Origin of the sequence: Streptomyces sp. NPDC057565 (genome assembly GCF_042801455.1) — a bacterium.
In the GTDB taxonomy this organism is placed as follows: Bacteria; Actinomycetota; Actinomycetes; order Streptomycetales; family Streptomycetaceae; genus Streptomyces; species Streptomyces yanii.
Genome location: NZ_JBHVFU010000011.1, coordinates 135,902 through 148,844 on the forward strand (window position 1 = coordinate 135,902; position 12,943 = coordinate 148,844).

11 protein-coding genes and 1 pseudogene are annotated in these 12,943 nt (G+C 70.6%); 8 read left to right on the forward strand and 4 right to left on the reverse strand.

The window, feature by feature from the left end; translation table 11 throughout:
- Positions 1–29: 29 nt before the first annotated feature.
- Together ilvC and serA are read left to right on the forward strand one after the other, a co-directional pair.
- Positions 30–1,031 (forward strand): ketol-acid reductoisomerase, encoded by a 1,002-nt coding sequence (gene ilvC, locus ACFU8W_RS21865; RefSeq protein ID WP_345510181.1) that lies wholly within the window; start codon positions 30–32, stop codon positions 1,029–1,031.
- Between the two features lie 270 nt (positions 1,032–1,301).
- Positions 1,302–2,894, forward strand: coding sequence for a phosphoglycerate dehydrogenase (gene serA, locus ACFU8W_RS21870; RefSeq protein WP_345510179.1), 1,593 nt, complete (start codon positions 1,302–1,304; stop codon positions 2,892–2,894).
- Between the two features lie 294 nt (positions 2,895–3,188).
- On the opposite strand, the gene ACFU8W_RS21875 is transcribed toward serA, so the two are convergent.
- On the reverse strand, positions 3,189–4,613 hold the full coding sequence (locus ACFU8W_RS21875) for a PLP-dependent aminotransferase family protein (protein ID WP_384039639.1): 1,425 nt from the start codon (positions 4,611–4,613) through the stop codon (positions 3,189–3,191).
- Between the two features lie 47 nt (positions 4,614–4,660).
- Here ACFU8W_RS21875 and ACFU8W_RS21880 point away from each other — a divergent pair, with 47 nt between their 5' ends.
- The gene (locus ACFU8W_RS21880; RefSeq protein ID WP_384039642.1) at positions 4,661–5,143 is read left to right on the forward strand and encodes a carboxymuconolactone decarboxylase family protein; all 483 of its coding nucleotides are present in this window, start codon (positions 4,661–4,663) and stop codon (positions 5,141–5,143) included.
- A gap of 11 nt (positions 5,144–5,154) precedes the next feature.
- On the opposite strand, the gene ACFU8W_RS21885 is transcribed toward ACFU8W_RS21880, so the two are convergent.
- A complete protein-coding gene (locus ACFU8W_RS21885; RefSeq protein ID WP_345510174.1) occupies positions 5,155–6,303 on the reverse strand; it encodes a helix-turn-helix domain-containing protein in 1,149 nt (382 codons plus the stop codon).
- A 183-nt stretch (positions 6,304–6,486) separates the two neighbouring features.
- On the opposite strand from ACFU8W_RS21885, the gene ACFU8W_RS21890 reads away from it, so the two are divergent.
- Both ACFU8W_RS21890 and pruA read left to right on the forward strand, forming a co-directional pair.
- Complete coding sequence (locus ACFU8W_RS21890; protein WP_345510173.1) at positions 6,487–7,413, forward strand: proline dehydrogenase family protein; 927 nt, start codon at positions 6,487–6,489, stop codon at positions 7,411–7,413.
- A gap of 53 nt (positions 7,414–7,466) precedes the next feature.
- Positions 7,467–9,098, forward strand: coding sequence for an L-glutamate gamma-semialdehyde dehydrogenase (pruA, locus tag ACFU8W_RS21895; RefSeq protein ID WP_358862168.1), 1,632 nt, complete (start codon positions 7,467–7,469; stop codon positions 9,096–9,098).
- Between the two features lie 111 nt (positions 9,099–9,209).
- On the opposite strand, the gene ACFU8W_RS21900 is transcribed toward pruA, so the two are convergent.
- Positions 9,210–9,680 (reverse strand): DUF1877 family protein, encoded by a 471-nt coding sequence (locus ACFU8W_RS21900; protein ID WP_384039646.1) that lies wholly within the window; start codon positions 9,678–9,680, stop codon positions 9,210–9,212.
- Between the two features lie 324 nt (positions 9,681–10,004).
- Here ACFU8W_RS21900 and ACFU8W_RS21905 point away from each other — a divergent pair, with 324 nt between their 5' ends.
- Positions 10,005–10,550 carry a GNAT family N-acetyltransferase gene (locus tag ACFU8W_RS21905; protein WP_384039649.1) on the forward strand — a complete coding sequence of 182 codons (546 nt, stop codon included), beginning with the start codon at positions 10,005–10,007 and terminating at the stop codon, positions 10,548–10,550.
- Between the two features lie 3 nt (positions 10,551–10,553).
- Here the strand turns inward: ACFU8W_RS21905 and ACFU8W_RS21910 are convergent, their stop codons facing one another.
- Complete coding sequence (locus ACFU8W_RS21910; protein WP_384039803.1) at positions 10,554–11,417, reverse strand: NAD-dependent epimerase/dehydratase family protein; 864 nt, start codon at positions 11,415–11,417, stop codon at positions 10,554–10,556.
- A gap of 128 nt (positions 11,418–11,545) precedes the next feature.
- On the opposite strand from ACFU8W_RS21910, the gene ACFU8W_RS21915 reads away from it, so the two are divergent.
- Both ACFU8W_RS21915 and ACFU8W_RS21920 read left to right on the forward strand, forming a co-directional pair.
- Positions 11,546–12,388 (forward strand): helix-turn-helix transcriptional regulator, encoded by an 843-nt coding sequence (locus ACFU8W_RS21915; protein ID WP_345510169.1) that lies wholly within the window; start codon positions 11,546–11,548, stop codon positions 12,386–12,388.
- Between the two features lie 92 nt (positions 12,389–12,480).
- Positions 12,481–12,804, forward strand: a pseudogene (locus ACFU8W_RS21920) (LysR family transcriptional regulator substrate-binding protein); the annotation flags it as partial.
- Positions 12,805–12,943 lie beyond the last annotated feature (139 nt).

Sequence of the window (12,943 nt, forward strand, 5' to 3'; positions counted from 1 at the left end):
CAACACCTGCACACCAAGGAGAAGACCCAGTGGCCGAGCTGTTCTACGACGACGATGCCGACCTGTCCATCATCCAGGGCCGCAAGGTCGCGGTCATCGGCTACGGCAGCCAGGGCCACGCCCACGCGCTGTCGCTGCGCGACTCGGGTGTCGACGTCCGTGTGGGTCTGCACGAGGGCTCCAAGTCCAAGGCCAAGGCCGAGGAGCAGGGCCTGCGCGTGGTGACCCCGTCGGAGGCCGCCGCCGAGGCCGACGTCATCATGATCCTCGTCCCGGACCCGATCCAGGCCCAGGTCTACGAGGAGTCCATCAAGGACCACCTCAAGGACGGCGACGCGCTGTTCTTCGGCCACGGTCTGAACATCCGGTTCGACTTCATCAAGCCGCCGGCCAACGTCGACGTCTGCATGGTCGCCCCGAAGGGCCCGGGCCACCTGGTCCGCCGTCAGTACGAGGAGGGCCGCGGTGTTCCCTGCATCGTGGCCGTCGAGCAGGACGCCTCGGGCAACGGCCTGGCGCTCGCCCTCTCGTACGCGAAGGGCATCGGCGGTACCCGCGCCGGCGTCATCAAGACGACCTTCACCGAGGAGACCGAGACCGACCTGTTCGGTGAGCAGGCCGTCCTCTGCGGTGGTACCGCCGCTCTGGTCAAGGCCGGTTTCGAGACCCTGACCGAGGCCGGCTACCAGCCGGAGATCGCGTACTTCGAGTGCCTCCACGAGCTGAAGCTCATCGTCGACCTCATGTACGAGGGCGGCCTGGAGAAGATGCGCTGGTCCATCTCGGAGACCGCCGAGTGGGGCGACTACGTCACCGGCCCGCGGATCATCACGGACGCCACCAAGGCCGAGATGAAGAAGGTCCTCGGCGAGATCCAGGACGGCACCTTCGCCAAGAACTGGATGGCCGAGTACCACAACGGTCTGCCCAAGTACAACGAGTACAAGAAGGCCGACAGCGACCACCTGCTGGAGACCACCGGCCGTGAGCTGCGCAAGCTCATGAGCTGGGTCAACGACGAGGACGCGTAAGTCCTTCGCCGCGGGGCGGGTCTTCGGACCCGCCCCGCGGCGTATCCATCGCAACACCGCTGGAAGAAGCGGCGTCGTACGTGTGTACAAGTCGTCCAGCCCCGTGTGGGTGATCCTTCCAACGGGGCGCAGAATGCGCCCTCGCGCATGACTACACTTCTCCACATACACGCGTCAGGCCCACAGTGTCGTGCGTCTTCCACGCGGCAAGCCCCTCCACCGCCTGCGGCCGTCGGGACGGCCGTCCGCACTGGACCTGTGAGGACTCACGTGAGCTCGAAACCTGTCGTACTCATCGCTGAAGAGCTGTCGCCTGCCACGGTTGACGCCCTGGGCCCGGACTTCGACATCCGGCACTGCAACGGCGCGGACCGCGCCGAGCTCCTCCCCGCGATCGCCGATGTCGACGCCATCCTGGTGCGTTCCGCCACCAAGGTCGACGCCGAGGCCATCGCCGCCGCGAAGAAGCTGAAGGTCGTCGCCCGCGCGGGCGTCGGTCTGGACAATGTCGACGTGTCCGCGGCCACCAAGGCCGGCGTGATGGTCGTCAACGCCCCGACCTCCAACATCGTCACCGCCGCCGAGCTGGCCTGCGGTCTGCTGGTCGCCACCGCGCGCAACATCCCCCAGGCCAACACCGCCCTCAAGAAAGGCGAGTGGAAGCGCTCCAAGTACACCGGCGTCGAGCTGAGCGAGAAGACCCTCGGTGTCGTCGGCCTCGGCCGCATCGGCGTCCTGGTCGCGCAGCGCATGTCGGCCTTCGGCATGAAGATCGTCGCGTACGACCCCTACGTGCAGCCGGCCCGCGCCGCGCAGATGGGCGTCAAGCTCCTCGCGCTGGACGAGCTGCTCGAAGTCTCCGACTTCATCACCGTGCACCTGCCCAAGACCCCCGAGACGCTCGGCCTGATCGGCGACGAGGCGCTGCACAAGGTGAAGCCCTCGGTGCGGATCGTCAACGCCGCGCGCGGTGGCATCGTCGACGAGGAGGCGCTCGCCTCGGCCCTCAAGGAGGGCCGCGTCGCCGGCGCCGGTCTGGACGTGTACACGAAGGAGCCCTGCACGGACTCCCCGCTGTTCCAGTTCGACCAGGTCGTCTGCACCCCGCACCTGGGCGCCTCCACCGACGAGGCCCAGGAGAAGGCGGGCATCGCGGTCGCCAAGTCCGTGCGCCTCGCGCTGGCCGGTGAGCTCGTGCCGGACGCGGTCAACGTCCAGGGCGGCGTCATCGCCGAGGACGTACGTCCCGGGCTGCCCCTCGCCGAGAAGCTCGGCCGTATCTTCACCGCGCTCGCGGGAGAGGTCGCGGCCCGCCTCGACGTCGAGGTGTACGGCGAGATCACCCAGCACGACGTGAAGGTGCTCGAGCTCTCCGCGCTCAAGGGTGTCTTCGAGGACGTCGTCGACGAGACCGTGTCGTACGTCAACGCCCCGCTCTTCGCCCAGGAGCGTGGTGTCGAGGTCCGCCTCACCACCAGCTCCGAGTCGCCGGACCACCGCAATGTGGTGACCGTCCGCGGCACGCTCGCCGACGGCGAGGAGGTCGCGGTCTCCGGCACGCTGGCCGGACCCAAGCACCTCCAGAAGATCGTCGCGATCGGTGAGCACGACGTGGACCTGGCGCTCGCCGACCACATGGTCGTCCTGAGCTACGAGGACCGTCCCGGCGTCGTCGGCACGGTCGGCAAGATCCTCGGCGAGGCCGGGCTGAACATCGCGGGCATGCAGGTCTCGCGCGCGGCCGCGGGCGGCGAGGCGCTGGTCGTGCTCACCGTCGACGACAACGTCCCGCAGACCGTCCTCAGCGAGATCGCCGAGGAGATCGGCGCGACCTCGGCCCGCTCGGTGAACCTCACCGACTGATTCCGCCGATTTCTTTCCCAGCCGCACCCGGCATACGGGCGTCCTGAACGGACGTCTGCATGCCGGGTGCGCTGCTGTCGGGGGGCGCCGTGAGAGTCTGCCCGAAGGCGCCGAGCGCTGCCTGCTGGAGAAGGGGGCCGGGCGGACGACGGCCCGCGCCGTCGAGGAGACCGCGCCGTCGCCGCAGGATTTGACGGACGGCCTCAGGCCGATCACCGGAAGCCGCCCAGGCACCACCGAACGCCGGGCCGGGTCCGTCCTCCGCGGGCCCGGCCCGGTCATGCGCGGGCCCGGTCAGGCGGAGGGCGGTGGCAGGGCCCGGCACAGCGCCTCCAGAGCCGCGCCGTACGCATGGTCCGGCGGCGTCCCATAGCCCACGACCAGGCCGTCCTCGGCTGGCATCGTGGCGGCCGGGTGCCGGAAGTCGGCGAGCGGGTCCAGAGCGAGCCCCTGCCAGGCCGCGGCCTTGACGGTGGAGCGCTCGGAGCCGGGAGGCAGCCGCAGAACGGCGTGCAGACCTGCCGCGATGCCGGTGGGGGTGATGTGCGGGGCGTGTTCGGAGAGGGCGGCGACCAGCTGGTCGCGGCGGCGCCGGTAGCGCTGCCGCATCCGGCGGATGTGCCGGTCGTAGTGGCCGGACTCGATGAACTCGGCGAGCGCGAGCTGGTCCAGGACGCTCGCCCAGCCCTCGCGTTCACCCTTGACGGCCAGTACGGCGTCGACGAGCTGCCCGGGAAGCACCATCCAGCCCAGCCGGACCGCGGGGGAGAGGCTCTTGCTGATGGAGCCGAGGTGGACGACCCGGTCCGGGTCGAGTCCCTGGAGGGCGCCGACCGGTTCGCGGTCGTAGCGGAACTCCCCGTCGTAGTCGTCCTCCAGGACCAGTCCGCCGCGGGTGCGCGCCCAGTCGACGGTGGCCGTGCGCCGCTTCGGGTGCAGTGGCCCACCCGTCGGGAACTGGTGGGCCGGGGTGAGCAGCACACTCCGCACGCCCGGCAGACCGGTCAACTCGCCGGTGCGTGCCCCGTGTTCGTCGAGCGCCAGCGGGACCGTACGCACCGAGGCGGCAGCCAGCAGGGAGCGGTGGAAACCGAGCCCGTACGACTCCACCGCCAGCGGTCCGCGCAGCACCCCGCCGCCGAACAGCAGCCGCAGCGCGTGCGCGAAACCGGAGCAGATCACGATCCGTTCGGGCACACAGCGCACCCCTCGGGCGCGCGCCAGATAGTCGGCCAGCGCCCGGCGCAGCTCGATCCGGCCCTGCGGATCACCGGGCCCGAAGGCGTCGTTCGGTGCCGCGTTCACGGCGCGGCGGGAGGCGGCAAGCCAGGGTGTACGGGGGAAGGAGCCCGCGTCGGGCTGGCCCTGCCGGAGATTGTGCACGGGAGGGGCGGGGCGGGTCGGCGCCTTCTTCGGCACCCGGGCCGGGGCGACCGGGGCAGCGCGGTGCGCGACCCGGGTGCCGGAGCCCTGCCGGGCGGTCAGCCAGCCCTCGGCGACCAGCTCGGCATAGGCGTCGGCGACGGTGTTGCGGGCCAGGCCGAGGTCGGCGGCGAGCGAGCGATAGGGCGGCAACCGGGTGCCCGGGGCCAGCCTGCCCTCCCGTACGGCGTCCCGCAGCGCACGGATGAGAACGCTCCGGCGACTGCCGGGACCGGTCAGCTCCAACAGCAGGTCACTGCCGATCCGCTCCGCCGAATTGACCCATGATTCCGCCATGAAAATGCACCCTACGTGAGGTCGCCCGACTCCGTAGCGTAGTGGTCATGACGAACAACGACGCAGTCACCCGCACCCCTCGGATCAACTTCGCCAAGGCCGCGCCGAAGGCGTTCAAGGCCCTCATCGGCTTCGACGCCGCCGCCCGCCAGGACCTGGACCCCGCGCTCGTCGAGCTGGTCCAGATCAGGTCCTCCCAGCTCAACGGGTGCGCGTACTGCCTCCACATGCACACCACGGACGCCCGCAAGGCCGGTGAGAGCGAGGAGCGGCTGCACATGGTCGCCGTCTGGCCGGAGGCCGCGCACTTCTTCACGGAGAAGGAGCAGGCGGCGCTCGCCCTCACCGAGGCCGTCACCCTGGTCTCCAGGGGTGGCGTCCCGGACGACGTCTACGCCCGCGCGGCCGCCCACTTCGAGGAGACCGAACTGGCCGGGCTGCTCGCCCTGATCTTCACGATCAACACCTGGAACCGCGTCGCGCTGAGCACTGCCAAGGTGGCCGGCACGGACGAGCGGGTGGCGCACTGAGCGCACGGAGCTCAGAGCCGGGCCCCCTTCAGCGCCATGTGCAGCAGCAGCCGGTCCTCGCCGTCGTTGAGGTCCAGGCCGGTGAGCTGTTCGACCCGGGACAGCCGGTAGTAGAGCGTCTGACGGTGGATGCCCAGCTCGGCCGCCGTCCGGCTCGCCTGGCCCGCGCAGTCGAGGAACACCTCGGCGGTGCGGGCCAGCTCCGCGTGGGGCGGGGTGAGCAGTGTCCGGACGGTGAGGTCCGGGGCGGTGTCCGTGGCCGGCGGGAGGGCGGTCAGCAGACGGTACGGGCCGATGGCGGACCATTCGGCGACCGGGCCGAGGCGGGACTCCGCGGCCGCCGCGCGGGCTGCGGCCGCGGCCTCGTGCCAGGCCGCGGCCAGCTCCGGCAGGCCTCGGCGGGGGACACCGATTCCGGCGGTCGCCGTACGGCCCGCGGCGGTCCGCAGCCGGTCCGCGGCTGTGACAGCCGGGTCGAGCACGTCGGATGAGCGCAGCCGGACCAGCGCTGCCAGCGACAGGGTGCCCGCCCGCGCCGGAGACGGGACGGTGGACAGCGCCGCAGCCGACGGCACCGTACGGGCCGATGGCATCTCGTCCGGCCACGGCGTCACGCAGACCACCGTGTGCAGGCCGTCCGCGTCCGGGCCCAGCGCCTCCCGGAGCGCGGCGACGGCCATGTCGCGCTGCCAGCCCCGTCCGGCGGTGAGTACCGCGCCGAACTCCCGTGACAGGTCCGTGCCGGCCCGTGCCTCCTCGGAGAGCAGCGCCCCGATCCGGGCCGCCACGTCCATCGCCGCGGTCAGTTGTTCGTCGGTCGGCCCGGGGTCCGCGTCGAGCAGCCATACGTAACCGAGCACGACACCCCGATGGCGTACCGGCAGACAGATCCGGCCCCGGAACACACCCGCCTCCGGGGCGGCCGGGATCCGGACCGGGCCGGTGGCGCGGGCGATGCCGAAGCCCTCGAACCACGCGCGGACCGCCGGGGTGGAGCGGCGGGTCAGGATCGACCGGGTGCGGACCGGATCCATCGCCGTGTCGTCGTCGCTGTCGTGCGCCCCGAAGGCGACCAGACCGAAGTCCCGGTCCTCCAGCGTGGCGGGGACGCCGAGCAGCGCGGAGATCTCGTCGACCAGCTCCTGGTAATCGCCCTTCACCCGGCCATTCTCGCACCCCCTTCAGACATATGTCTGAGATCCAGTGCACGGATGCGTGACAGCTGTCGATGGCACAGGATCGGCGAGATCCTTAGATTTCACGGTGGTTCTCCGTGCTGTACCGGTCTGATTCAGTTCCTGCCGATACGGCCCTCGTACATACCTTTCCGTTGGAGGTGCCCCGTGCTGGCTCCCGTGATTCTCGCTGCGTCGCGCAGTGACAAGATGCGCCGATTCATTTCGGCCGCCCCGGGGACCAAGCAGGTCGTCGACCGGTTCATCGCCGGCGAGACGGTCGAGCAGGTCGTCCCGATCATCAAGGACGCCGCCGGGAAGGGCCTGGAGGTCACCCTCGACGTCGTGGGCGAGGACATCACCACGCCGGAGCAGGCCACCGCCGCGCGCGACGCCTACCTGGAGCTGATCGACCGCCTGAAGGACCTCGGCCTGGGCACCAGGGCCGAGATGTCCGTCAAGCTGTCGATGTTCGGCCAAGCACTGGAGGGCGGCCACGAGATGGCGCTCGCCAATGTGCGCCCCGTCGTCGAGGCCGCCGCGGCGATCGGTACCACGGTCACCCTGGACGCCGAGGACCACACCACCCTCGACTCGATGTTCGCCATCCACGAGGAGCTGCGGAAGGACTACCCGCAGACCGGCTGTGTCATCCAGGCGTACCTGTTCCGCACCGAGGAGGACGCCCGCCGCCTCGCCGCCGCAGGCAGCCGTGTCCGCATCGTGAAGGGCGCCTACAAGGAGCCCGCCTCCGTCGCGTACCAGGACAAGGCCGAGATCGACAAGGCGTACGTCCGCATCCTGAAGATCCTGATGGACGGCGAGGGCTACCCGATGATCGGGTCCCACGACCCGCGGCTGATTGCCATCAGCCAGGAGCTGGCACGCAAGGCCGGGCGCAAACTGGATGAGTACGAGTTCCAGATGCTGTACGGGATCCGCAGCGACGAGCACGTCCGGCTCGCCGCCGAGGGGCACCGGATGCGCGTCTACACCGCGTACGGCACCGACTGGTACGGCTACTTCATGCGCCGCCTCGCGGAGAAGCCGGCCAACCTGCTGTTCTTCGCCCGCTCCATCCTCACCAAGGGCTGACCCGCCCGCCCCGCTGCCCCCCCACCCCGCTGAAGCAAGGAGACAAGGCACTCATGGACGCTGTGACCCAGGTCCCCGCGCCGGTCAACGAGCCGGTCCACTCCTACGCCCCGGGTTCCCCGGAGCGTGCCCGCCTGGAGGTGAAGCTCAAGGAGCTCGCCGAGAACCCGATCGACCTCCCGATGACCATCGGCGGCGAGAAGCGGATGGGCGGCGGCGAGCGCTTCGACGTCGTGCAGCCGCACAACCACAAGGCCGTCATCGGTACCTTCGCCGGCGCCACCGAGCAGGACGCCCAGGACGCGATCGACGCCGCCCTCGCCGCCGCCCCGGCGTGGCGTGCGATGTCCTTCGACGACCGCGCCGCGATCATCCTGCGCGCCGCCGAGCTGCTGTCCGGCCCCTGGCGCGAGACGCTGGCCGCGTCCACGATGCTCGGCCAGTCGAAGACCGCCCAGCAGGCCGAGATCGACACCCCCTGTGAGCTCGTCGACTTCTGGCGCTTCAACGTGCACTACGCGCGCCAGATCCTCGCCGAGCAGCCCCCGGCCAACGCGCCGGGCGTGTGGAACCGCATGGACCACCGCCCGCTGGAGGGCTTCGTCTACGCGATCACGCCGTTCAACTTCACGGCCATCGCGGGCAACCTGCCCACCGCCCCCGCCCTCATGGGCAACGTCGTCGTGTGGAAGCCGTCCCCGACGCAGACCCACTCCGCGGTGCTGCTGATGCAGCTCCTGGAGGAGGCCGGTCTGCCCAAGGGCGTCATCAACCTGGTGACCGGCGACGGAATCGCCGTCTCCGAGGTTGCCCTGAACCACCGAGACCTGGCCGGTATCCACTTCACCGGCTCGACCCCGACCTTCCAGCACCTGTGGAAGACGGTCGGCAACAACATCGCCAACTACCGCACCTACCCGCGGCTCGTCGGCGAGACCGGTGGCAAGGACTTCGTCGTCGCCCACCCGTCGGCCGACCACGCCGTCCTGAAGACCGCGCTGACCCGTGGCTCCTTCGAGTTCCAGGGCCAGAAGTGCTCGGCCTCGTCCCGCGCGTACGTCCCGGCCTCCATCTGGAACTCCGGTTTCAAGGAGAAGTTCGCGGCCGAGGTCGACTCCATCACCATGGGTGACGTCACCGACCTGTCGAACTTCATCGGTGCCGTCATCGACGAGCGCTCGTTCGCCAAGAACAAGGCCGCGATCGACCGTGCCAAGTCCGACCCGTCCTGCACGATCATCGCGGGCGGTACGTACGACGACTCCGTGGGCTACTTCGTCCGCCCGACCGTCATCGAGTGCAGCGACCCGGAGAACGAGGTCTTCACGACCGAGTACTTCGGCCCGATCCTCGCCGTGCACGTCTACGAGGACGACGCGTACGACGAGATGCTGGAGCAGATGGAGTCGGTCTCCGACTACGCGCTGACCGGTTCCGTCATCGCGAACGACCGCGCCGCGGCCGCGCACACGATGGAGAAGCTGCGGTACGCCGCGGGCAACTTCTACATCAACGACAAGTCGACCGGTGCCGTCGTCGGCCAGCAGCCCTTCGGTGGCGGCCGTGCCTCGGGTACGAACGACAAGGCGGGTGCGCCGCAGAACCTGCAGCGCTGGACGCTGACCCGCGCCATCAAGGAGACGCTGGTCCCGCCGACCGACTACACCTACCCCCACCAGGGCTGACGCCCCTCGGGGCGCCGCACCCCGGCGCCCCGCCATGATTCCCGCCTCCCGCCCGGTTCCCCTGCCGGCCGGGAGGCGGTTTCCATTTCGGCCCCTCCGGCACACGGCCGCTCAGTACAGGAACCGCTTCACCACCGCGTCGCCCGAATCCGCGGCCCGCTCGTAGAAGTCCAGCACCCGCCGGTAGTGGTGGGCGAAGACAGCGCGGACCTCGGGCTCCGGCAGACTCCAGTGCGCGGCAACGCCATCGGCGGCCGCGCGCCACAGCTCGTCGAACGGATGGGTGCGGAGGAATTCCGCCGCCTCCCGCACCTCCCCGGCCTCCAGAGTCACCGACGGTGCCTCGATCCCTGCCGGGTCCTCATGAATGGCCCCGCCGAAGATCGGGAGCTCGCAACTGCCTTGGCCTGGCGGTGCGGTGAGGCACAGCTTGTGCACCTCGGAGAAATCCTTGGAGATGTTCAGATCCGTCTCCAGGCGGTCGAGCTCGTCGTCCGTGTCCGCGAAGACCGCCGCCACCCCGGCGAAGTTCTGCGGCAGCCCGGTTGCCGGAACGGCCCGTGCCTGCATGCTGAAGCTCATCGCTGTCCCCTCCCGCCGGGCCGCCGCGCGCGGCCCCTGTCCTGTCCATGAACAGTAGGGGTGCCCACCGACAACGGCGCGCGCGGTTGCCGGTGGGCGAGCCCGGTGGGCGATCCGGCCCCCGCTACCGGTCGCAGGAGGTGCGGCCGTTGAGGACCGCGCGCGCCGCGGACACCGGAGAGCCGGTCCGCGTACCGGGGCTCGAGAGCACGGAGACCGTTCATGGGGCCAACTCTCTTTCGGCGCGGAACTCTTCGACACGTGGCCGCCACTCACATGCGTCCTGTGTACCCGGTGGTGCAAGTGCCTGCGAGGCTGGGGGACATGACTGAGCCGCTGTGGCACATCGCGCACACCTACGAGCTGACCCCGACCGCCCGCGACGGGATCCGCGCCTTCCTCGACACCGCTTTCGAGGGCGACTTCAGCGACGACGACTGGGACCACACCCTGGGCGGCATCCACGCCTACGCACGCGACAACAGCGGTCTCCTGGCCCACGGCAGCGTCGTCCAGCGCCGGGTGATCCACGCCCACCGCTCGTACCGCATCGGCTATGTCGAGGGCGTGGCCGTCCGTGCCGACCGGCGCCGCGAGGGGCTCGGCGGCCGGGTGATGGCTGCGCTGGAACGCGTCATCGACGATGCGTACACGTTCGGCGCGCTGTCCGCCTCCGCCACCGGGGCCGGCCTGTACGCGGCGCGTGGCTGGCAGGTGTGGCAGGGGCGGATCGGCGTGCAGCGGCTGAGCCGGGTGGAGCTGCTGCCGGACGAGGAGGGCAGCACGTACGTCAGGGCGGCGGGCAGCCGCCCACTGCCCTCGCCGTCCAGGAAGCTGATCTTCGACTGGCGCGACGGCGACGTGCTCTGATCCCTACAGGGCCCCCGCGTCCCGCGCCGTCCACACCGACGGATACAGCGGCCGGAAGCCCAGCTCGTCCCTGGCCCGCAGCGTCGACGTGATTCCGTACCACGGGTCGGGGTCGACCCGGTCCGCCGACTCGGCCGGCAGCGCGACCCCGTTGAGCTGGTGCAGCTCCACCGCCGTCACCGGCGCGTCGTCCGAGAAGTTGTAGCGGCGACCCGCCGGGCCCGGTGCGTACAGCAGCCGCAGCAGTCCCTGCGCGACATCCGCGTGGTGCACCATCGCGAGCCGCTGCGTGGCCGCCCACTGCCCGGCCCAGGCCATCGACTGCGCGAGGTGCGGGTCGCCCTCGCCGTACACAAAGGCCAGGACGGCGATCCGGACATCGAGCCCGTGGTCGCGGTGGAGCGCGAGCAGGCCCTCCTCGGCCGCCACCTTGGACTCGGTGTACGCACCCCACAGCTGCCCGCCCGGCACCGGGGCGTCGTCCTCCGTCAGCGGCCTGCCGCGCCCCGCGCCGTACGCGAGGTTCGTGCCGACCTGCACGAACCGCTGCGTGCCCGCCTCCACGGCCGCCCGGCCCAGGGCCAGCGCAGCGGCATGGTTGACCGCCCATGCCTCCTCGTCCGGCACCCCTCGGAACGCCGCCGCGATGTTCACCACCGTGTCGGTTCCGGCCAGCGCCTTCCGTACGTCCTCCGGGTCCCGGAGGTCACCGACGACGACCTCGGCCCCCAGCGCGGCGAGGGGTGCACCCCGCTCCTCGTCCCGCACGATCACCCGCACCGTGTCACCGGGGGCGGCCCGCCGCAGCAGCCGCGGTACGAAACGCCGGCCGACCTGTCCCGTGGCACCCGTCACCAGAATCAGCATCATCGGTTCCTCTCGTCGCTTCCGATGTCCATCACCCTGCGACGGGCCTCCGGCCGGCGGGAGAGACGGGGCTATCCGAGGACCGGCACTCCCTGGATACGGATCCGCGCACGAGCCATGCTGGGGGCGTGGACCTCGACCGATCGGAACTCGCCGACTTCCTGCGCCGTTGCCGCGCCCGCCTCGAACCGGCCGACGTGGGGCTGACCGCCGGCTCCCGGCGGCGCACCCCGGGGCTGCGGCGGGAGGAGGTCGCCCATCTCACCGGTGCCTCCGTGGACCACTACACACGCCTGGAGCAGGGCCGCGGCTCACGCCCCTCGCGTCAGATGCTCTCCGCAGTGGCCAGGGCGTTGCGGCTGAGCGAGGACGAACGCGACCATCTCTTCCGGCTGGCCGGGGAGGAGCCGCCGAGCAACCGCCACGGCCCCACCCAGCATGTGCGCCCCGGGCTGTTGATGGTCCTCGACCGACTGCACGACGCACCCGCCCAGGTCCTGAGCGACCGCGGCGAGGTCCTCGCCCAGAACGCCATGGCCGTGGCGCTGACCGGTGAGCACCAGCCGGGGCACAACATCATCCGGTCCTGGTTCACCGCCCCCGAGGGGCGGGCGCTCTTCCCGGCAGAGGACCACGAGGCGCACTCCCGCAGCCATGTCGGCCAGCTCCGTGCGGTGCTCGCCGCCCGCCCCGATGATGTCGCGCTCATCGCGCTCGTCGATGAACTGCGTGCGGCGAGCGAGGAGTTCGACCTTTTGTGGGCCGAGCATGTCGTCGCCGTGCGGCGTGCCGAGCACAAGCGGTTCGTGCACCCGGTCGTCGGGGAACTGGACCTGGAATGCGAGGCGCTGCTCAGCGCCGACCACGGTCAGGTGCTGGTCATCCACACGGCCCGGCCCGGCACGGACGCGTACGAACGGCTGCAACTGCTGCGTGTGGTGGGCCTCCAGGACCTGACCGTCGGGCCGTGACCGGTCAGGACCTGATGCCGAGCGCCTCGCCGTCGATGCCGCCCGCGGCCCAGGTGGCGCTCGGCTTCCACGGGTACTGGCGCCGAGCCCGCTGGTGGGCTGCGCAGAAGTGGAACCCGCCGGCACCGACGCAGATCGAGGACGACGGAGCGGTGCTCTCGATGGTGTCCCGTGGTCTCGGAATGGCGATCATGCCGCAGCTCTCCCTCGAAGGAGTACCCGGCGACGTCGAGATCACTGATCTCGGACCGGAGCGGCCGACCCGCTCCGTCGGCTATGTCACCACCCCTGAGCAGGCACAATCCCTTGCTGTCCGGGCTCTGATCCGGGAACTGCGGGCGGCAGGCCGTAAACCCCCGTCTCAGATAGTAGGAAGTCCGAGTAATTGTGGAGACAGACCGGCCGAGCTGTCCTAGCTTTGTAGAAGCCGAACGTCTCGCTAGATCCAGCGACTGGCGGTCGTGAGCGCATGCCCCGTGCAGGCAACCCCTGCGGCATCCGCTCCCCGCCCCTTCCGGCGCCTCGAAATCCCGAACTCGAAATCACGCTCACGTT

Bases quoted from the DNA above. Each gene is read 5' to 3' on its own strand.
- ACFU8W_RS21875 (WP_384039639.1), bottom strand. From the start codon at position 4,613: ATGGCGGAATCATGGGTCAATTCGGCGGAGCGGATCGGCAGTGACCTG.
- pruA (WP_358862168.1), top strand. From the start codon at position 7,467: ATGGACGCTGTGACCCAGGTCCCCGCGCCGGTCAACGAGCCGGTCCAC.
- ACFU8W_RS21900 (WP_384039646.1), bottom strand. From the start codon at position 9,680: ATGAGCTTCAGCATGCAGGCACGGGCCGTTCCGGCAACCGGGCTGCCG.
- ACFU8W_RS21910 (WP_384039803.1), bottom strand. From the start codon at position 11,417: ATGCTGATTCTGGTGACGGGTGCCACGGGACAGGTCGGCCGGCGTTTC.
- ACFU8W_RS21880 (WP_384039642.1), top strand. From the start codon at position 4,661: ATGACGAACAACGACGCAGTCACCCGCACCCCTCGGATCAACTTCGCC.
- ACFU8W_RS21905 (WP_384039649.1), top strand. From the start codon at position 10,005: ATGACTGAGCCGCTGTGGCACATCGCGCACACCTACGAGCTGACCCCG.